The organism is Pseudomonas frederiksbergensis, from assembly GCF_001874645.1.
GTDB classification, from domain to species: domain Bacteria; phylum Pseudomonadota; class Gammaproteobacteria; order Pseudomonadales; family Pseudomonadaceae; genus Aquipseudomonas; species Aquipseudomonas frederiksbergensis_B.
Window position 1 is genome coordinate 3,112,286 of the sequence record NZ_CP017886.1, and the last position, 19,840, is coordinate 3,132,125.

General features: G+C 59.2%; 17 protein-coding genes and 2 pseudogenes. 8 read left to right on the top strand and 11 right to left on the bottom strand.

The annotated features are described in order from the left end of the window. Positions 1-405: 405 nt before the first annotated feature. The gene (gene gltS / locus BLL42_RS14920; protein ID WP_071552788.1) at positions 406-1,614 is read left to right on the top strand and encodes a sodium/glutamate symporter; all 1,209 of its coding nucleotides are present in this window, start codon (positions 406-408) and stop codon (positions 1,612-1,614) included. A gap of 134 nt (positions 1,615-1,748) precedes the next feature. Here gltS and crc read toward each other — a convergent pair whose 3' ends face one another. Then, positions 1,749-2,528, bottom strand: coding sequence for a catabolite repression control protein Crc (crc, locus tag BLL42_RS14925; protein WP_003176915.1), 780 nt, complete (start codon positions 2,526-2,528; stop codon positions 1,749-1,751). Between the two features lie 82 nt (positions 2,529-2,610). Here crc and pyrE point away from each other — a divergent pair, with 82 nt between their 5' ends. Further along, positions 2,611-3,255, top strand: coding sequence for an orotate phosphoribosyltransferase (pyrE, locus tag BLL42_RS14930; RefSeq protein WP_071552789.1), 645 nt, complete (start codon positions 2,611-2,613; stop codon positions 3,253-3,255). Between the two features lie 475 nt (positions 3,256-3,730). Here the strand turns inward: pyrE and argB are convergent, their stop codons facing one another. The 4 genes and pseudogenes from argB to coaBC all read right to left on the bottom strand — a co-directional run bounded on the left by argB (position 3,731) and on the right by coaBC (position 8,061). Further along, entirely contained in the window at positions 3,731-4,636 is a 906-nt protein-coding gene (gene argB, locus BLL42_RS14940; protein WP_071552791.1) for an acetylglutamate kinase, read from the bottom strand. Between the two features lie 39 nt (positions 4,637-4,675). Further along, a pseudogene (locus BLL42_RS14945) lies at positions 4,676-6,079 on the bottom strand (phosphomannomutase/phosphoglucomutase); the annotation flags it as partial. A gap of 312 nt (positions 6,080-6,391) precedes the next feature. Beyond that, the gene (gene dut, locus BLL42_RS14950; protein WP_071552793.1) at positions 6,392-6,847 is read right to left on the bottom strand and encodes a dUTP diphosphatase; all 456 of its coding nucleotides are present in this window, start codon (positions 6,845-6,847) and stop codon (positions 6,392-6,394) included. 5 nt (positions 6,848-6,852) lie between these two features. Next, positions 6,853-8,061 (bottom strand): bifunctional phosphopantothenoylcysteine decarboxylase/phosphopantothenate--cysteine ligase CoaBC, encoded by a 1,209-nt coding sequence (coaBC, locus tag BLL42_RS14955; RefSeq protein ID WP_071552794.1) that lies wholly within the window; start codon positions 8,059-8,061, stop codon positions 6,853-6,855. Positions 8,062-8,195: 134 nt separating this feature from the next. Here coaBC and radC point away from each other — a divergent pair, with 134 nt between their 5' ends. Continuing rightward, positions 8,196-8,870 carry a RadC family protein gene (gene radC / locus BLL42_RS14960; protein WP_071552795.1) on the top strand — a complete coding sequence of 225 codons (675 nt, stop codon included), beginning with the start codon at positions 8,196-8,198 and terminating at the stop codon, positions 8,868-8,870. A 7-nt stretch (positions 8,871-8,877) separates the two neighbouring features. Here the strand turns inward: radC and BLL42_RS14965 are convergent, their stop codons facing one another. Further along, positions 8,878-10,464 (bottom strand): ABC transporter substrate-binding protein, encoded by a 1,587-nt coding sequence (locus BLL42_RS14965; protein WP_071552796.1) that lies wholly within the window; start codon positions 10,462-10,464, stop codon positions 8,878-8,880. A gap of 490 nt (positions 10,465-10,954) precedes the next feature. Between BLL42_RS14965 and rpmB the strand changes: the two genes are divergently transcribed. Together rpmB and rpmG are read left to right on the top strand one after the other, a co-directional pair. Next, positions 10,955-11,188: a 50S ribosomal protein L28 gene (gene rpmB, locus BLL42_RS14970; RefSeq protein WP_007894701.1), complete on the top strand. Its 234-nt coding sequence runs from the start codon at positions 10,955-10,957 to the stop codon at positions 11,186-11,188. Between the two features lie 11 nt (positions 11,189-11,199). After that, entirely contained in the window at positions 11,200-11,355 is a 156-nt protein-coding gene (rpmG, locus tag BLL42_RS14975; protein ID WP_007894709.1) for a 50S ribosomal protein L33, read from the top strand. A 72-nt stretch (positions 11,356-11,427) separates the two neighbouring features. Here rpmG and BLL42_RS14980 read toward each other — a convergent pair whose 3' ends face one another. Then, complete coding sequence (locus tag BLL42_RS14980) at positions 11,428-11,790, bottom strand: cupin domain-containing protein (RefSeq protein WP_071552797.1); 363 nt, start codon at positions 11,788-11,790, stop codon at positions 11,428-11,430. Between the two features lie 228 nt (positions 11,791-12,018). Between BLL42_RS14980 and BLL42_RS14985 the strand changes: the two genes are divergently transcribed. Further along, positions 12,019-13,512, top strand: a complete 1,494-nt coding sequence (locus BLL42_RS14985) for an aldehyde dehydrogenase (RefSeq protein WP_071552798.1) — start codon at positions 12,019-12,021, stop codon at positions 13,510-13,512. Between the two features lie 129 nt (positions 13,513-13,641). Here the strand turns inward: BLL42_RS14985 and BLL42_RS14990 are convergent. Further along, positions 13,642-15,214: pseudogene (locus BLL42_RS14990) on the bottom strand (phospholipase D family protein). 87 nt (positions 15,215-15,301) lie between these two features. Next, positions 15,302-16,732 (bottom strand): aminotransferase-like domain-containing protein, encoded by a 1,431-nt coding sequence (locus tag BLL42_RS14995; RefSeq protein WP_071552799.1) that lies wholly within the window; start codon positions 16,730-16,732, stop codon positions 15,302-15,304. 178 nt (positions 16,733-16,910) lie between these two features. Between BLL42_RS14995 and BLL42_RS15000 the strand changes: the two genes are divergently transcribed. Then, positions 16,911-17,156 (top strand): DUF1127 domain-containing protein, encoded by a 246-nt coding sequence (locus tag BLL42_RS15000; protein WP_071552800.1) that lies wholly within the window; start codon positions 16,911-16,913, stop codon positions 17,154-17,156. Between the two features lie 129 nt (positions 17,157-17,285). On the opposite strand, the gene BLL42_RS15005 is transcribed toward BLL42_RS15000, so the two are convergent. After that, positions 17,286-18,599, bottom strand: a complete 1,314-nt coding sequence (locus BLL42_RS15005) for an NAD(P)/FAD-dependent oxidoreductase (protein WP_071552801.1) — start codon at positions 18,597-18,599, stop codon at positions 17,286-17,288. Between the two features lie 152 nt (positions 18,600-18,751). On the opposite strand from BLL42_RS15005, the gene BLL42_RS15010 reads away from it, so the two are divergent. Beyond that, positions 18,752-19,105: a YkgJ family cysteine cluster protein gene (locus BLL42_RS15010; RefSeq protein WP_071552802.1), complete on the top strand. Its 354-nt coding sequence runs from the start codon at positions 18,752-18,754 to the stop codon at positions 19,103-19,105. Positions 19,106-19,198: 93 nt separating this feature from the next. Here the strand turns inward: BLL42_RS15010 and BLL42_RS15015 are convergent, their stop codons facing one another. After that, on the bottom strand, positions 19,199-19,687 hold the full coding sequence (locus BLL42_RS15015) for an Lrp/AsnC ligand binding domain-containing protein (protein ID WP_003177284.1): 489 nt from the start codon (positions 19,685-19,687) through the stop codon (positions 19,199-19,201). Between the last annotated feature and the right edge of the window lie 153 nt (positions 19,688-19,840).

A 19,840-nucleotide genomic window follows, 5' to 3' on the forward strand; every position in this document is an offset into this window, starting at 1 on the left:
GCCATTGTCGCCTGACACGGCGCATTCGCGAGCACGCCCGCTCCTACATTGGACGCTTTAAAACAAATGCCCTGACTTGTCAGGGCATTTGTATTTTTACAACTCAATTAAATTTTCTAGCGTGTGATATCCGCGATAACCAAATGCCACATGTCTTTATCAAATATCACGCTTACATCTTTAGTCACAACTGCAATGCCTCAGCATCGGCTATGTCCTTGGCAATGAGACTTTACGGTTGATAGAGTTGCCCCACGTCATATTCCCTAAGAAATATTTCGACATATTCAAGCCATCGAAGGTCCTTGAATTTCAAGCAATCAGTGTTGAGACACTCAGCCGATTCAAGAGGCGTGCGCAGGTAAAAAGTGCGCCTCTGAATATATATAGCCAAGAATAATTCCAATGATTCAGCTCGATTTTTATGGAACGCTTGTGGCCGCTTCCCTGGTGCTTTTGCTGGGGCGCGGACTTGTTACACGTGTTGGTTTTCTACGTAATTACAATATCCCTGAGCCGGTGGCCGGTGGCCTGTTGGTTGCCCTGGTTCTCCTGGTATTGCGAACTTTTGATATTGAAGTCCGCTTCGATACTTCATTGCAGACGCCGTTGATGTTGGCTTTTTTTGCCACCATCGGCTTGAGTGCGGACTTCGCCAGCCTGAAGAAAGGCGGTCGCGTAGTAGGCGTTTTTCTGCTGGCGGTGGCCGGACTACTGATCGTCCAGAATGCCATGGGCATTGGCCTCGCAAAAGTGCTGGGGCTCGATCCTTTGATGGGCCTGCTGACAGGCTCGATTACCTTGTCGGGCGGTCACGGTACAGGTGCTGCATGGGGGGCGGTGTTCAGTGAGCAGTACGGCTTGGCCTCTGCCTCCGAGCTTGCAATTGCCTCTGCGACGTTTGGCCTGGTGTTAGGTGGTTTGATTGGTGGTCCGGTCGCTCGGCTGCTGATCAAGCGTGTTCAAGCACCCGGCTGCCACCCTCAGGAAACGCCACGGTTGCCAAAGGGCTTTGAGCAGCCGAACAAAGAGCGCTCGATTACGCCATTTTCGTTTATCGAAACACTGGCTCTGATCGCAGTCAGCTTATTGGCCGGCAATCTTCTGAATGGCTTGCTGCAAGGAACTGTCCTTGAGTTGCCGACGTTCGTGTGCGTCTTGTTCGTGGGTGTGGTTTTACGCAACGGGCTTTCAGCGTTGGGCTTGTATCAGGTATTCGAGCGTGAAGTCTCGGTGCTGGGCAATGTAAGCCTGTCGCTGTTTCTGGCGATTGCCTTGATGTCGCTCAAGCTGTGGGATCTGGCAGCGCTGGCCTTGCCGATCTTCATCATCCTGGCTGCGCAAGCGTTGGTCATGGCGCTCTTTGCGATTTTCGTGACGTTCAGGGTCATGGGCAGCAACTACGATGCGGCGGTGTTGGCGGCAGGGCATTGCGGTTTTGGGCTGGGTGCCACACCCACGGCCATCGCCAACATGCAGGCGGTGACGCAGCGCTACGGGCCTTCGCAGATAGCGTTTCTCGTGGTGCCCATGGTGGGTGCGTTCTTCATCGACATCATTAATGTCATCGTGATCAAACTGTACCTTGCGCTACCGTTCTTTGCAGTGGCTTGAGGTTCGGGTCATGTTCACTGACGCATGAAAAATGCCCGTATCTTGCGATACGGGCATTTTTTTAACCGGTTGGCAGGCTGCCAGGTTTCACACAGCCAGCGCGATGCCGGTTCTTTGTGTCTGCGAAAAGACGCTTAGATCGTCAGCGTCCAGTCGTAGTCCACGATCAGCGGTGCGTGTTGCGAGAACCGCGGCTGACGTGGCAAGCGTGCGCTGCGTACAAAGCGGCGCAGGCCCGGGGTCAGCAGTTGGTAGTCGAAACGCCAGCCCAGGTTGAGCATCTCCGCCTGTTCGTTGTCTGGCCACCAGCTGTACTGATCGCCTTCGCGGCTGACTTCACGCAGGGCATCGACATAGCCCATGTTGCCGACAATCTCGTCCATCCAGGCACGCTCTGGCGCCAGGAAGCCCGGGGATTGCTGGCTGTCGCGCCAGTTCTTGATATCCAGCTTCTGTTGCGCCACGTACAGCGAGCCACAATAAATGTACTCGCGACGTTTGCGCCGCTGTTTATCCAGATAACGGGCGAAGTCGTCCATTAGCTTGAACTTCTGGTTCAAGTCTTCATCGCCGTTCTGCCCCGAAGGGAGCAGCAAGGTCGCGATGCTGACCTTGTCGAAATCGGCTTGCAGGTAGCGCCCGTAGCGGTCGGCCGTCTCGAAGCCGAGACCGCTGATGACAGCCTTCGGTTGCAACCGCGAGTACAAAGCCACGCCACCTTGGGCGGGAACTTCGGCATCGCAGGCATAAAGGAAGTAGCCATCCAGTTGGAAGGCTGGATCGTCCAGTTCAAAGGCGGAGGCGCGGGTGTCCTGCAGGCAGATGACGTCGGCATTCTGTGCTTGCAGCCAACTGAGCAAACCACGCTCGACTGCAGCCTGAATACCATTGACGTTCACACTGATGATCCGCATAAATGGCCCCAAAAATCGCGTGCGTGTATGATACACGGCGTCTACCTAATTAGCTAAATCCGTGGTATTTGGGGTTTTTTTCATGCAAGCGTATCAGCGCGACTTCATTCGTTTTGCCATCGATCGTGGCGTTTTGCGCTTCGGTGAGTTCACCCTGAAGTCCGGGCGTACCAGTCCTTACTTCTTCAATGCCGGCCTTTTCAACTCAGGTTCTGCGCTGGCGCAGCTGGGTCGTTTCTATGCGGCAGCCATTGTCGAGAGCGGCATTGCGTTCGACGTGCTCTTTGGTCCTGCGTACAAAGGCATTCCTTTGGCGGCGACTACCGCCGTAGCGCTGGCTGAGCACCATGACCGCGATCTGCCATGGTGCTTCAACCGCAAGGAAGCCAAGGCCCACGGCGAAGGCGGCAGCCTGGTCGGCGCGCCGCTGACCGGCGAAGTGCTGATCATCGACGACGTGATCACTGCCGGTACCGCAATCCGTGAAGTGATGCAGATCATCGCTTCCCAGGACGGTGCGAAGGCCGCTGGCGTGCTGATCGCCCTGAACCGTCAGGAGCGTGGCAACGGTGAGCTGTCGGCGATCCAGGAAGTGGAGCGTGACTTCGGTATCCCGGTGATCAGCATTGTTTCGCTGAATCAGGTGCTGGAATACCTCGCCGATGATCCGCAGCTCAAACAACACCTGCCGGCAGTTGAAGCCTACCGAGCACAGTTCGGCGTCTAGATAGAAAAGGCCCTGTGAAAACAGGGCCTTTTTTGATTGGCTGCGATTCACGCTCTGCTTTGGTCAATGACCGGGTCTGCTCGGATACGGATCGCCTATCGCATCGCCTCGTCCCGACAGGATGTTCCAGCCGTTGAGCGTGTGAGTGCTCGGAGTGTAATTGGGGCAGGGTGGAAGCGAAGTCTTCGACTGATTGGAGTATTTGTGTCCGCAGTCTGCGCATGAGTAACTGCCGGCCGAAACATCACTGCCGTAGGGAACGTGTTCTTTTTGCATGGGTAGATCTCCTGTGGGCTCAGGGAGGATCCTATGTAGATTGATTCGTGCGCGATGTCGGACGTTTCGCTAAGTCCGGCCGGGCGTTTCCGACGCGAACAAAAAGAATGCAGACTTCGTCAGCTCCTACGGGTTTTTCGGACATTCGAAAATCCTCTATCGGAGCTGCCGCAGGCTGCGATCTTTTTAAGGTTTTGACTCAGTGACGCTTGCGGTTGCTGATCAGGGTGCCCACTCCGGTGTCGGTGAAGATTTCCAGCAGAATCGCATTCGGCACCCGGCCATCGATGATCAGCGAGCTGCCGACGCCGCCCTGTACGGCTTCCAGCGCGCAACGGATCTTCGGCAGCATGCCGCCGTAGATGGTGCCATCGGCAATCAATTCGTCGACCTGCTGGGTGCTCAGGCCGGTGAGCACCTTGCCTGTTTTATCCATCAGACCGGCGATGTTGGTCAGCAGCATCAGCTTTTCAGCTTTCAGCGCTTCAGCGACCTTGCCGGCTACCAGGTCGGCGTTGATGTTGTACGACTCGCCGTTGGCGCCGACACCGATTGGCGCGATCACCGGGATGAAGTCGCCTTTGACCAACAGGTTCAGCAGGTCAGTGTTGATGCCGACCACTTCGCCCACCTGGCCGATGTCGATGATTTCCGGCTGGGTCATCTCTGGCGTCTGGCGGGTGACGGTGAGTTTTTTCGCGCGAATCAGCTCGGCGTCTTTCCCGGTCAGGCCGATGGCGCTGCCGCCATGGCGGTTGATCAGGTTGACGATGTCCTTGTTCACTTGGCCGCCGAGGACCATTTCCACCACGTCCATGGTCTGGGCGTCAGTGACGCGCATGCCATCGATGAAGTGGCTCTCGATCGACAGGCGCTTGAGCAGGTCGCCGATTTGCGGGCCGCCACCGTGAACCACTACCGGGTTAATGCCCACGGCTTTCATCAGCACGATGTCGCGGGCGAAGCCGGTTTTCAGCTCCTCGCTTTCCATCGCGTTGCCGCCGTATTTGATCACCAGGGTCTTGCCGACATAGCGGCGAATGTAAGGCAGCGCTTCGGACAGGACCTTGGCGGTGTTGGCGGCGGCTTCGCGTTCGAGGGTCATTCGGGGCTCCGGCACTTCAATAAAAGGCGCTTCAAAAAATCAAAATGGTAGTAGGAGGTCAGGTGCAACACGTTTCAGTTGGGCGTGGAACACGTCCTTGATGCGCTGCAGTTCGGCGTCGTTGTCGGCCTCGAAACGCAGGACCAGCACCGGTGTGGTATTGGACGCGCGAACCAGGCCCCAGCCTTTGGCGTAGTCGACTCGCACACCGTCGATGGTGGTCAGTTCGGCGCCTTCGCCCCAGCGGGCATCGTGCAGTGCATCAATGATGCTGAATTTGCTCTCTTCGGTCACATGGATATTGATTTCCGGCGTAGAAATATCATTCGGGAAGGTCTCGAACAGCTCCTGCGCGCTGGATTTTTCCTGGCTGAGGATCTCCAGCAGCCGCGCGGCGCTGTAAATACCGTCATCGAAACCGAACCAGCGCTCCTTGAAAAAGATATGCCCGCTCATTTCGCCTGCGAGCAGGGCACCGGTTTGTTTCATCTTCTTTTTGATCAACGAATGACCGGTTTTCCACATAAGTGGGCGACCGCCGTATTCCTTGATCAGCGGGGTCAGGCGACGCGTGCATTTGACGTCGAAGATGATCTCGGCGTCCGGGTTGCGTGCCAGCACGTCTTTCGCAAAGAGCATCAGCAGGCGGTCCGGGAAGACGATGTCGCCAGTATTGGTCACCACGCCCACGCGGTCGCCATCGCCGTCGAAGGCCAGGCCCAGGTCGGCGTTGGTTTCCTTGACCTTGGCGATCAGGTCCACCAGGTTCTCAGGCTTGCCCGGATCCGGATGGTGGTTCGGGAAGTTACCGTCGACTTCGCAGAACAGCGGGATGACTTCGCAGTTCAGCGCTTCGATCAGCTGAGGCGCGATAACGCCAGCGGCGCCGTTACCGCAATCGACCACCACTTTCAGGCGGCGGGCGAGTGTGATGTTCTGGACGATTTCGGTGGTGTAGCGATCGAGGATCTCGACCTTGGTGATGCTGCCTTTGCCGCTGCTCAGGTTGTTGGTTTTCAGGCGTTCGTGCAGGGCCTGAATCTGTTCGTTGGCCAGGGTGTCGCCAGCAATAACGATTTTAAAACCGTTGTAGTTCGACGGGTTATGGCTGCCGGTGAGCATCACGCCGGACGTGCCGGCCAGCACGTTGGCCGCGTAATAGAGCGCCGGGGTTGGCACCAGGCCGACGTCGCTGACGTGGCAGCCGCTGTCGTGCAGGCCCTGAATCAACGGCTCGACCAATTCCGGGCCAGACAGGCGACCGTCACGCCCCACAGAGATGTTCGGCTCACCCTTGGCAAGCGTTTCGGAACCAATGGCGCGACCGATCCAGTAAGCGGTTTCAGCCGTCAGGGTTTCCGGGACGACGCCACGAATGTCGTAGGCGCGAAAGATGCTGTCGGGGAAGGTCGGTGCGACTCGGGCTGCGTTGCTCATTGCTGGGGCTGCTCCAACTCAACGGTTGCTGGACGGGCCGACGAACTGTTCGCCAGCGGGATCAAACTGAAGGGTATGACGGTGTTTTTGGCAGAGAGTTCGTGGTGCGAAAAGGCTATGACACCTCTGAAAGCCGGCCGATGCCTTGATTTTCACGATGAACCTTGCAGGTGAGTCTGCATAAAATTTGTGGCGAGGGAGCTTGCTCCCGCTTCCCCTGTAGGAGCTGCCGAAGGCTGCGATCTTTTGATTTTCGTTTTTAAGATCAAAAGATCGCAGCCTTCGGCAGCTCCCACGGGGCTTAGCGTTTCTACCGGGTCATTTGGTACCGGAATGGCCGAAACCACCGGCGCCACGCTGGGTTTCGTCGAACTCTTGAACCAGTTCGAAGTGCGCCTGAACCACTGGCACCAACACCAGTTGGGCAAGGCGTTCGCCGACCACAATGTTGAAGTCGGTCTGGCCGCGGTTCCAGCAGGAAACCATCAGCGGCCCTTGGTAATCGGAGTCGATCAGCCCGACCAGGTTGCCCAGCACGATGCCGTGCTTATGGCCCAGGCCCGAGCGCGGCAGGATCAGCGCGGCAAGGCCCGGATCGCCGATGTACACCGACAGACCGGTCGGGATCAGCAGGGTTTCACCCGGCTTGATGACGGTGTCCTGTTCCAGCATCGCCCGCAGGTCGAGGCCAGCGGAGCCTGGCGTGGCGTACTGCGGCAGCGGGAATTCGCGGCCAATGCGTGGGTCGAGGATCTTGGCTTGTAAAGCGTGCATGCGAGTTAAACCTGGTTCAGACGTTCGGCGATAAAAGTGATCAGTTGGCGGGCGATTTTGCCCTTGCTGGTCTGGGCGAAGAGTGTTGCGTGCAACTCACGGTCGATCACGCTGCAGGCGTTTTCCTCACTGTTGAAGCCAATGCTCGGGTTGGCCACGTCGTTGGCGACGATCAGGTCGAGGTTTTTGTCTTTCAGTTTGCGTGCAGCGTAGTCGAGCAAGTGTTCGGTTTCGGCGGCGAAACCGACACTGAACGGACGGTCGGGGCGCGTGGCAATGGTCGCCAGTATGTCTGGGTTACGGACCATTTGCAGCAGCAAGCCGTCGCCGTTCGTAGGGTCTTTCTTGAGTTTTTGTGGGGCAACGACTTCCGGGCGATAGTCCGCGACCGCAGCAGAGGCAATGAACAGGTCGCAAGGGATTGCGGCTTCGCAGGCGGCGAGCATGTCGCGCGCGCTGACCACGTCGATCCGGGTGACGCGATCCGGGGTCGGCAAGTGCACGGGGCCAGTGATCAAGGTCACTCGGGCGCCGGCCTCAACTGCCGCTTCGGCCAGGGCAAAGCCCATTTTCCCGGAGCTGTGGTTGGTGATGTAGCGCACCGGGTCGATGTTTTCCTGGGTCGGGCCGGCGGTGATCAGCACGTGTTTGCCGGTCAGCGCCTGACGCTGAAAGCAATCGGCAGCGCACTGCGCCAGGTCGTTGGCTTCGAGCATGCGGCCCATGCCGACGTCGCCGCAGGCCTGGCTGCCGGACGCCGGGCCGAAGACCTTGAAGCCACGGCTTTCGAGCAATTGGGTGTTGGCCTGGGTGGCCGGGTCGCGCCACATGGCCTGGTTCATCGCCGGTGCCAGCGCCACGGTGGCGTCGGTGGCCAGCACCAGGGTGGTCAGCAGGTCGTTGGCGATGCCCTGGGCCAAGCGCGCGATCAGGTCAGCGGTGGCCGGGGCGATCAGCACCAGGTCGGCCCACTTGGCCAGCTCGATGTGGCCCATCGCAGCTTCGGCCGCCGGGTCCAGCAGGTCCAGGTGGACCGGGTGCCCGGAGAGTGCCTGCATGGTCAGCGGGGTGATGAACTCGCTGCCGCCGCGGGTCATGACCACGCGCACTTCGGCGCCCTGGTCGATGAGTCGGCGAACCAGCTCGGCGCTCTTGTAGGCGGCAATGCCACCGCCGACGCCGAGAACGATGCGTTTCCGATACAGCCGCTGCATAGGCCTGCCTTTCAATTCGTTGATGACTACGTGGCGAACCCCCCTCCCCAAGGTGAATTCGCCCGCAAAAAAGATGGGCTACGATATCACAGCGACCGCTACGGAACAGCGGCGCCCACACACATGGAGGTGCTATGAGCATTCGCGATTGGCCGGCGGCGGAGCGACCGCGGGAGAAGCTTTTGGAGCAAGGTTCGGCGAGTCTTTCGGACGCCGAATTGCTGGCCATCTTTCTACGCACCGGGGTAACCGGCAAAAGTGCGGTCGATCTGGCGCGACACCTGTTGCATCAATTTGGCAGCCTGCGCACGTTGCTGGAGGCAGACCAGCAGACGTTCGGTAGTCAGCTTGGGCTCGGCCCTGCGAAGTTCGCCCAATTACAGGCCGTACTGGAGATGGCGCGGCGGCATTTGGCGGAACGCTTGCGTCGCGACTCGGTGCTCAAGAGCCCGATTGACGTGCGCAATTACCTGAAGGCAATGTTGCGCCATGAGCCTCATGAGGTGTTCGGTTGCCTGTTTCTGGACTCCCGGCATCGTGTGCTGGCATTCGAGATACTGTTTCGCGGCTCGATCGACAGTGCCAGCGTCTACCCGCGTCAGGTGGTCAAGCGTGCACTGGCGCACAACGCCGCTGCGCTGATCCTGTGCCACAACCATCCGTCAGGGAGTGCCGAACCCAGTCAGGCGGATCGAGCGCTGACCAAGCGCCTGCAAGAGGCGCTGGACCTGGTTGATGTGCGGGTACTCGACCATTTCATCGTCGGCGACGGCGATCCGCTGTCGATGGTCGAGTACGGGTGGATGTAGTTTCGGGCTATTTCAGGCTGACCTTCGAGTAATCCTGACGGCCGAACGGGCTGACCTGGTAGCCCTGAACTTCCTTGCGCGTCAGCGCGTAAGCGGTCGGGTGCGCCAGTGGCAGCCACAGCGCCTGTTGCTGGATCTGCGTCTGGGCCTGTTCGTAAAGCTTGCTGCGCACGCCTTGTTCGGTGGTGGTCTTGCCGGCGCTGATGACCTTGTCCAGGCCTTGGTCGCAGTAGCGGGCGAAGTTGGTCCCGGAGTTGACCGCAGCGCAGGAGAACTGCGGCGTGAGGAAGTTATCCGGGTCACCGTTGTCGCCGGCCCAGCCCATGAACAGCAGATCGTGTTCACCGGCCTTGGCGCGACGGATCAGCTCGCCCCATTCAATCACCCGGATTTCAGCCTGAATCCCTATTTCAGCCAGGTCCGCCTGCAACAACTGGGCGCCAAGGCTTGGGTTTGGGTTGAGCAGGCTGCCGGAAGGGCGGGTCCAGATCGTGGTTTTAAAACCCTCCTTGAGCCCGACCTTGGCCAGCAATGCGCGAGCCTTGGCGATGTCTTTTGGATAGCCCGGCAGGTCCTTGGCGTAGCTCCAGGTGTTGGGCGGGTATGGACCGTTGGCGGCTTGCGCGGTGTCTTCGAAAACGGCCTTGAGGTAGTTGGCCTTGTCGAAGGCGAGATTGATCGCCTGGCGGACTTCGGGCTTGTCCAGCGGCGGATGCTGACTGTTGATGGCCACGAACGCGGTCATGAACGCCGGTGTGCTCTCGATCTTCAGGGTCGGCTCCTGGGCGGCGGCCTGCACGTCCAGTGGTTTGGGCGACAGGGCGATCTGGCACTCGTTGCGCCGCAGTTTTTGCAAGCGCACGTTGGCGTCCGGGGTGATGGCGAACACCAGGCTGTCCACCGCCGGTTTACCGGCAAAGTAGTCGCGGTTGGCCTTGTAGCGAATCGACGCATCTTTCTGGAAGCGCCCGAAGATGAACGGGCCACTGCCGATTGGCTGACTGTTGAGCTTCTCGGGCGTGCCGGCCTTGAGCAACTGGTCGGCATACTCAGCCGAGTAGATCGAGGCAAAACCCATGCTCAGGGTGGCAAGGAAGGTCGAGTCGGGGTGGTCCAGGGTAAAGCGCACGGTCAGCGGGTCCAGCGCGTCGATCTTCTTGATCAGCGCGGGCAACTGCATCGATTGGGCGTGAGGGAAGCCGCTTTGAGCTACCGGGTGCCAAGGGTGGGCCGGGTCGAGCATGCGGTCGAAGCTGAACTTCACGTCTTCGGCGCTCAGGTCGCGAGTGGGGCTGAAGTACTCGGTGTGGTGGAATTTCACTTGGGGGTGCAGCTTGAAGACGTAGGTCAGGCCGTCGGTTGACACTTCCCAGCTGTCGGCCAGGCTGGCGACGACTTTGCCGCTGGCGGTGTCGAAATCGACCAGACGATTCATCAGCACATCGGCCGAGGCGTTGGTGGTGGTCAGCGAGTTGTATTGAACGACATCGAATCCTTCCGGACTGGCCTCGGTGCAGACGCTTAACGCGGCAGCCTGGGCCAATGGGCTCAGCAAAAGTGGGGCGAGCAACAGCGGTAGGGCAGCGAGGCGCATGCGTGAATTCCTGTGCAGATCGAAGGCCCATCTGCAAGTGCAGTCTGGAAAAGGCTTACCCTAGTGGGCTCTTTTACAAATGACTATCCCCTTTTTCACTTTGTGGCGTGCGTCCGGCTGGTTTTTTGGGCAAAATTTGCGCTGTATTACCCCCCGTGCAGGGCTAATCAGAGTAGGTTTGCACCTGAAAATCGTCTGTGCGGACGTGGATGTCGGTACTCTGCGACGAGCGGTCGCGGCCATCGACAGCCTTTGTTCAAGGCGTCTGGCGCCGTAAAACCGGGGATTTTGAAAAGTCTGTTCACACCGATAGTTGTTGCTATGGGGTCTTTCTGGTATAAAGCAGCGCTCTTTTCTAGGGGCCCGGTTCCTTCACTGTAGGTGTAGCCGGTAAGACCCTTAAAGAAACGCGGCGCCTGGCGCCAAATGACTGAGAGATTAAGCGGCCAACCCATGCCGGGTTGGGCATGTGGTTTTAGAGGGCTGAGGCATGTCGAGAGTCTGTCAAGTTACCGGTAAGGGTCCGGTGACTGGGAATAACATTTCCCACGCAAACAACAAAACCCGTCGTCGTTTCCTGCCGAACCTGCAGCATCACCGCTTCTGGGTTGAAGAAGAGAAACGTTTTGTGCGTCTGCGCGTATCCGCCAAAGGCATGCGTATCATCGACAAGCGTGGCATCACTGTCGTGCTGGCCGAAATCCGCAAAGCTGGCAAGATCTAAGGGAGATAATCATGCGTGAATTGATTCGTTTGATCTCGAGCGCCGGTACTGGTCACTTCTACACTACCGACAAGAACAAGCGCACTACTCCGGACAAAATCGAGATCAAGAAATTTGATCCGGTTGTTCGCAAGCACGTGATCTACAAAGAAGGCAAAATCAAGTAATTGATTTTTCCCTCTTGAGAAAAAGGCCCGTATCGCGAGATACGGGCCTTTTTTGTTGTGGTCAGAAAAGCCTCAGGACTTCTGTTCAAACGCCACGTAGATTTTGCGGCATGGCTCCAGCACTTCCCAGGTGCCTTTGAAGCCGGCCGGGATGACAAAGCGATCGCCCGCGCGCAGGGTCTTGGCGTTGCCGTCGCTGTCACGCAGCACCGAAACCCCCTGCATGATTTCGCAGTATTCGTGTTCAGTGAAGTTCACCATCCATTGCCCGACTTCCCCTTCCCACACGCCCGCGTTCAACTGACCGCAAGGGCTGTTGTAGTGGTTGTAGACGGCTTGCTCGGGGTCGCCCTTGAGGACTTTTGCGGCGTCCGGGCGGTAACGCTCGGCGGGTGTGGTGGCCTGGTTGAAGTCGACGATGTCCTGGATGCTCATTCTTGTAATCCCCCCGTGATTGCTGGAAAAGCCAAAGTCTATGTTTATTAAAATGAACATCGCAAGGCCGTTTTCCGGTCTTGTGTCAAATATATTGAAACATGAGGGGCCGCTGGTTTAGGGTGGCAGGTGCCTTGGGCCGATTTGTGTAGGCTGGCGGGGCAGAATTCCTGAAGGTGCCTGCGTAGATCGCGTGGCGCTCGTATTCAATAAGAGGAGGACTCTCGTATGACCACCCTGACTCGTGCCGACTGGGAACAGCGCGCCAGCGATCTGAAAATCGAAGGCCGCGCCTACATCAATGGCGAATACACCGCAGCCGTCTCCGGCGAGACCTTTGAGTGCATTAGCCCTGTCGATGGCCGTCTGCTGGGCAAGATCGCCAGCTGTGACGCCGCCGACGCCCAGCGCGCCGTAGAAAACGCCCGCACCACGTTCAACTCGGGCGTCTGGTCGCGTCTGGCGCCGGCCAAACGCAAAGCCACCATGATTCGTTTCGCCGGCTTGCTCAAGCAGCACGCCGAAGAGCTCGCGCTGCTTGAAACCCTGGACATGGGCAAGCCGATCAGCGACTCCCTGTACATCGACGTTCCGGGCGCGGCGCAAGCGCTGAGCTGGAGCGGTGAAGCCATCGACAAGATCTACGACGAAGTGGCCGCTACCCCACACGACCAACTGGGTCTGGTGACCCGTGAGCCAGTGGGTGTGGTTGGTGCCATCGTGCCGTGGAACTTCCCGCTGATGATGGCCTGCTGGAAACTCGGCCCGGCGCTGTCCACCGGTAACTCGGTGATCCTCAAACCGTCTGAAAAATCCCCGCTGACCGCCATCCGCATCGCGGCGCTGGCCGTTGAAGCCGGTATCCCGAAAGGTGTGCTGAACGTGCTGCCAGGCTACGGTCACACCGTCGGCAAGGCGCTGGCCTTGCACATGGACGTCGACACGCTGGTGTTCACCGGTTCGACCAAGATCGCCAAGCAACTGATGATTTATTCCGGCGAATCGAACATGAAGCGCGTCTGGCTCGAAGCCGGCGGCAAGAGCCCGAACATCGTGTTTGCCGACGCACCGGACCTGCAAGCTGCGGCTGAATCGGCTGCTGGTGCCATCTCGTTCAACCAGGGCGAAGTCTGCACCGCCGGTTCGCGTCTGCTGGTCGAGCGTTCGATCAAGGACACGTTCCTGCCGCTGGTGATCGAGGCCCTGAAAGCCTGGAAACCGGGCAATCCGCTGGATCCGGCCACCAACGTCGGCGCGCTGGTCGACACGCAACAGATGAACACCGTGCTGTCCTACATCGAGTCCGGTCACACCGACGGCGCCAAACTGGTGGCGGGCGGCAAGCGGGTTCTTCAGGAAACCGGTGGCACCTACGTTGAGCCGACGATTTTCGATGGCGTGAGCAACGCCATGAAGATCGCCCAGGAGGAGATTTTTGGCCCGGTGCTATCGGTCATCACCTTCGACAGCGCCGAGGAAGCAATTCAGATCGCCAACGACACGCCGTATGGCCTGGCTGCTGCAGTCTGGACGTCGGATATTTCCAAGGGTCACCTGACCGCGAAGGCCCTGCGTGCCGGCAGCGTGTGGGTCAACCAATACGATGGCGGCGACATGACTGCGCCGTTTGGTGGTTTCAAGCAGTCGGGCAACGGCCGTGACAAGTCGCTGCACGCGTTCGACAAGTACACCGAGCTGAAGGCGACCTGGATCAAACTGTAGGAAGTACAACCGTGGGTGCGGCAAAAAGATCGCAGCCTGCGGCAGCTCCTACGCCGATGTCTGTCTGTAGGAGCTGCCGCAGGCTGCGATCTTGGCAATGTAAGTCGCGCCACCTGACCGGGATGTTTTCTAGAGCATCCGCTCCAGCCCCACTGAATTGCTGAGCCAGGCATTGAAATGCCGCCACCAGCTCCCCGGTTCGCCGGTCAATGTGTGTAACTCGCCATTGTCTTCCGTGACCCACACGACCTGGCCATTCTCCAGCTGTGCCTGATAACTCAGGGCCGGCGACATACCTTGCAGGGCCAGTTCACGCACCCGTTCGGCGAGTTCCGGGCTGTCTACCAGCACCCCGACTTCAGTGTTCCAGAGCACCGAGCGCGGATCGAAATTGAACGAGCCGATAAACGCCTTTTGCCGGTCAAAAATCATCGCTTTGCTGTGCAGGCTTGAATCTGAGCCTCGGGAGGCGGCGCTGTGGAACAAGTTCGGGCCACTGCCGCCATGCTCGCCGGGCTGGCGGCGCAACTCGAACAACTTCACGCCATGTTCCAGCAAAGCCCTGCGGTACGGCGCGTAACCACCGTGTACGGCCGGCACGTCGGTGGCTTCCAGGGAGTTGGTCAGCAAGCTGACTGAAACCCCGACATCCGCGCGTCCCGTCAGGTAGACCAGCCCCGTCTGGCCGGGGACGAAATAGGCCGAGATCATGATCAGTTCTTTGCTGACGCCTTGTAGTTCGGGCGCGAGTTGAGTGGTCAGCAGCAGTTGCGGATCTGGCTCGTCCTTGGCCAGCACCTTGCTCGGTGCGTCCCACAGTGCCTGGTTCCAGGCCCAGATCAATTCGCGCCGCCAGACATTCAGGCGTGGATGGGTCTGGTAAATCTTCAGTTGCTGGTACAGCGCATGGTTCTGTTGGCGGGAGTCTTCCAGCGACTCTTTCAACCGCAGTCGGGTGTTGGCCAGATCCTTTGCCGTGGGTGTGCTCGAGACAAACTCATCGATCGGTTTGCTCAGTGCGCTGTTCCAGTACTGATCGAAACTGTGCCCGAGCTGTTCGGCCACCGGGCCGATGCTGAGCATGTCGATGTCGGTGAAATTCAGGTCGGGCTCGGCGTCGAAGTACTCGTCGCCCAGATTACGGCCACCGACAATGGCTGCGCTGTTGTCCGCCAGCCACAGCTTGTTGTGCATGCGCCGATGCTGAAGTGACAGGCTGAACAGGCGCCCCATCGTGCGGGTCAGTCCGGTGCTGCGGCCCAGGTGCAGTGGGTTGAACAGGCGAACCTGAATCTGCGGATGCGCAGCAAGGGTGGCGATGATCTGGTCCAGGCCATCGCTGGTGGTGTCGTCGAGCAGAATGCGTATGCGCACACCGCGGTCGGCGGCCTTGAGCAGCTCTGCCGCCAGCAACCGTGTGCTGACACCGTCGTGGACGATGTAGTACTGCAAGTCGAGGCTGCTTTGCGCATTGCGCATTGCGAATCAGCTCGGCACGCGCCATGAAGGCTTCACTGCTGTTGGGTAGCAGGCGGAACCCGGAGCGGCCCTGATACGCCGCAGCCTGTGCCTGGATCGAACGACCAAACGCAGAGTCCGTCGCCGGCAATGCCTGGCTCGGCTCGTGATGTACGGCGAGAGAAGTGCAGCCGCTCAGTAGCGAGACGAGCAGCAAAAAGAGCAGGGCTTGTCTGGGGCGCAAATCGGAGTTTCCGCGAATGGGCAAGATTCGGAGTATGGCACGGCATTTGGCAATGCTCCGCGAATGCTCAGGCGTCGGTTGATTACGTCATTTTTCCTCGTGATGCTCGGCCAGTAGCTTGATCGCCGCTGCGCCAACCTTGCGCACCGCCTCTTCAATCTGCGCTGTCGGCTTGGCCGCGTAGTTCATGCGTAGGCAATTGCGGTACTTGCCCGAGGCGGAAAAAATGCTGCCGACGGCAATCTGTACGCCTTGATCGTTCAGTGCACGATTCAGTTTCAAGGTATCGAAACCTTCCGGCAATTCGACCCAAAGCATGAAGCTGCCCTGTGGACGGCTGGCTCGGGTGCCGGCGGGAAAATAGCGACTGACCCAGTCGAGCATCAGGTCGCGATTGCGCTGGTATTGCGTGCGCATCCGTCGCAAATGCGGTTCGAAGTGGCCGCCTTTGAGAAATTCGGCGATGGCGATTTGTGGTTGCGGCGCAGTGGAACCGGTGCTGATGTATTTCATGTGCAGCGCCCGCTCCAGATACCGGCCCGGCGCAACCCAGCCAATGCGCAGCCCCGGCGCCAGGGTCTTGGAGAACGAGCTGCACAGCAGGACGCGGCCGTCTTCATCGAAGGATTTGATCGTGCGGGGCCGCGGGTAGGTGTAGGCCAGTTCGCCATACACATCGTCTTCGATGATCGCCACGTCGAAGCGCTGTGCCAGGGTCAGCAGCGCCCGCTTGCGTGCCTCCGGCATGATGTAGCCCAGTGGATTGTTGCAGTTTGGGGTCAACTGTATGGCTTTGATCGGCCACTGTTCCAGGGCCAGTTCCAGCGCATCGAGACTGATCCCGGTAATCGGGTCGGTGGGAATCTCCAGGGCTTTCATGCCCAACCCTTTGAGGGTCTGCATGGCGCCGTGAAAGCTCGGTGAGTCGACGGCAACGATGTCGCCCGGCTCGCAGATCGCGCGAATGCTGGTGGACAGCGCTTCGTGGCAACCGGTGGTGATCACCAGGTCGTTGGCGCTCAGCTGACAGCCGGAGTCGAGCATCAAGCGGGCAATCTGTTCGCGCAGTTCGAGGGTGCCGTAGATGTTGTCGTAATACAGGCCGGGCATGTCCTGCCGCCGGCTGATCCGCGCCAGCCCGCGCAACAGAGGTTTCATGGTCGGCGTGGTGATGTCCGGCATGCCGCGACCGAGCTGCACGACGTCCTTGCGCGGGACGGCGCGAATCAGTTCCAGCACCTGATCCCACTGAGAAATGTCCACCGGGCGCTGGGCCGGGCGGCCAACGACCGGCAGCTCCGGCAGCTCGCGTCCGGCCGGAACGAAGTAGCCGGATTTCGGCTTTGGCATCGCCAGCCCACTGTCTTCCAGTACCCGATAGGCCTGCTGCACCGTGCTCAGGCTGACCCCGTGCTCGACGCTCAATGCCCGAACCGACGGCAGTCGGTCACCCGGACGGTAGAAGCCCTGTTCGATGCGCGTGCCGAGCAATTCGGCGAGGTTGACGTAAAGGGTCATGGTGCAGCCTCGGTGAGGAGATTCAAGAAACCAGTACAGATTGGGCAAAAATACAGGATTCAGTCGGGGAAGCGGGAAATCTGTATTGATGTAATACGGTTATTTTGAATCTGTAACGGTTTTTCCTGTCCGCGCATCATGGAATCTCTGGCGACCCATGTAAACAGGAGCAATTAAAATGAGCGGCTTGAGCGATGTGCGGCTGACGTTACACAGTCAGGAACTGGTGGCAGGGCAGGAAAAGGGCATGCGTGCGGCAAGAGCCCGCAATGCCCCGTCCTGTCTCGGTCGCTGGGGTCTGTTGTGGCATCGTCTGCACACGCGCAAAGCCTTGCTTGAACTCACGCCCGAGCAGTTGCGCGATGTGGGGTTGAGCCTTGCACAGGCGCGGGAGGAGGGGCTCAAACCCTTTTGGCGGCTGTAAACCGAAATGCGGTTCCCTGTAGGAGCTGCCGAAGGCTGCGATCTTTTTCGCAGCGCCACGCAAGCCCAGATCAAAAGATCGCAGCCTGCGGCAGCTCCTACGGGGGCGGATTCGGGTTCGGGAGCGGGCTCAGACCAGTTCTTTGAACTTGTGCCAAAGCATCCCCAGCGCCAACAACGGCGAACGCAGGTACTTCCCGCCCGGGAAGGTCATGTGCGGCACCTTGGCGAACAGATCGAAACCCCCACCTTGCTGGCCGCTGATGGCTTCGGCCAGCAGTTTGCCGGCCAGGTGGGTGGCGTTCAACCCATGACCGGAATAGGCCTGGGCGTAATACACATTCGGCTGGTCCTTGAGCCGGCCGATCTGCGGCAGGCGGTTGGCGCCGATGCCAATCATCCCGCCCCATTGATAGTCGATCTTCACGCCGGCCAGTTGCGGGAAAACGTCGAGCATCTTCGGTCGCATATACGCGGCGATGTCCGACGGATCGCGACCGGAATAGTGGCAGGCGCCGCCGAACAGCAAGCGCCGATCCGCCGAGAGCCGGTAGTAGTCCAGCGCCACTCGTTGATCGCAGACCGCCATGTTCTGCGGCAGTAATGCGTGGGCCTGCGCTTCGCTCAAGGGTTCGGTGGCGATGATGTAACTGCCGGCGGGCAACACTTTGCCGCTGAGTTCAGGGTTCAGGTTGTTGAGGTAGGCGTTGCAGCCCAGTACCAGGGTCTTGGCACGGACCGAGCCTTGCGCGGTGTGCACCTTGACCTCATTGCCATAGTCGATGCGGGTCACGGTCGATTGTTCGAACAGCTTCACGCCCAGTTGCTGAGCGGCCGTTGCCTCACCCAAGGCCAGATTCAACGGGTGCAGATGCCCGGAACCCATGTCGACCAGGCCGCCGACGTAGCGATCGGAACCGACCACGCTGTGCATCTCATGGGCTTGCAGCAACCGGGTTTCATAGCGATAGCCGAGGTCTCGCAGTTCGGCCGCGTCTTCGGCGAAACCTTCGAGGTCGCGAGGTTTGTTGGCCAGGTCGCAGTAACCCCAGGTCAGGTCGCAGGTGATCTGAAAATGCTCGACCCGTTGCCGGACGATTTCCACTGCTTCCAGCCCCATGAGTTTCATCTGACGGACGCCATCCGTGCCAATCACCTCGGCAAACTGATCAAGGCCATGACCCACCCCGCGAATCAATTGCCCGCCGTTGCGTCCACTGGCGCCCCAGCCAATCTTGTGTGCTTCGAGCAGCACCACGCTGAGGCCGCGTTCGGCCAGCTCGATGGCGGTGTTCAGCCCGGAGAACCCGCCGCCCACCACGCACACGTCAGCCAGCAGTTCACCTGTGAGCTCCGGATAATCGGGCTGCGGCAGGCTGCTGGCAGCGTAGTAAGATGTGGTGTGCCGGTGGTTCGGGGCAGATTGCTGAGCACGGGCGTTCATGTGCGTCATCCGGACTTCGTGTGTTTAGTAAATTTTACGGAGCATAAGCCGGACCTTTCGGCCTGGGCAACGCGGTTCGTCACCAAACGTCAACAGACCCTAGGCTTTTAGGGCAAAATCCCACCCCGTTCACTTTCCCGGTATTTGCTTCGATGAGCTGCAACAGTCAGAAAATCCGCGCTCTTCGCCAGCAAATCCCCTCGTTCGAGTGCGTGCCCGGCTGCCATGACTGCTGTGGCCCGGTGACTACTTCGCCAGAAGAAATGTCACGTCTGCCACGTAAGACCAGGGCCGAGCAGGACGCCGCAATGGACGAACTGAACTGTGTACACCTGGGCCCCAATGGCTGCACCGTGTATGACGAGCGGCCGTTGATCTGTCGGCTGTTTGGCACCACGCAGACCCTGCCATGCCCCAATGGCCGCCGCCCGGTGGAGTTGATTCATCCGCGGGTCGAAAAGCAGATTCATGAATACATGGCCAGCACCCGGCAGGTGTTGGTTTAAACGTCGCCGGGTAAAAGATCGCAGCCTGCGGCAGCTCCTACGGGTGTGCGCGCTCCCATGTAGGAGCTGCCGCAGGCTGCGATCTTTTGATCTTCAGTCCGGAATCGGCAAGCTCAGGCTCTCTTTCACTTCTTCCATCACGATATAGCTCTTGGACTCACGCACGTGAGGCAGCTTGAGCAGGATGTCGCCCAGCAGTTTGCGGTACGAGGCCATCTCGGAAATCCGCGCCTTCACCAGGTAGTCGAAATCTCCTGACACCAGGTGGCATTCCAGTACGTGCGGCAGTTTCAGCACTGCGCGTCGAAACTCTTCAAAGGTATCGCCGGACTTGTAGTCGAGGCTGATCTCGACGAACACCAACAGGCTGCCCTTGAGGTGCTGCGGGTTGAGCCGGGCGTTGTAGCCCATGATGATCCCTTCGCGTTCCAGGCGTCGCACCCGCTCAGTACAGGGCGTGGTCGACAACCCGACTTTCTCCCCAAGCTCGGTGAACGAAATCCGCCCGTCCGCTTGAAGGATGCGCAGGATATTACGGTCGATCTTGTCCAGCTCGCGTTTGGTCTGAGTATTGGTACGCATAGGGGATGCGCCTCCGTGAAAAGGGATTTTGCCGAGAATTGTCGCCAAATATAGGTGCTTATATAGTGAAAAGCACTGGCAAATGTTTTTTACACTGCGCGCATCTGTGCTTTGAACAACAAACGTCAGCGGTAAGCCGCGATGAGGGATATG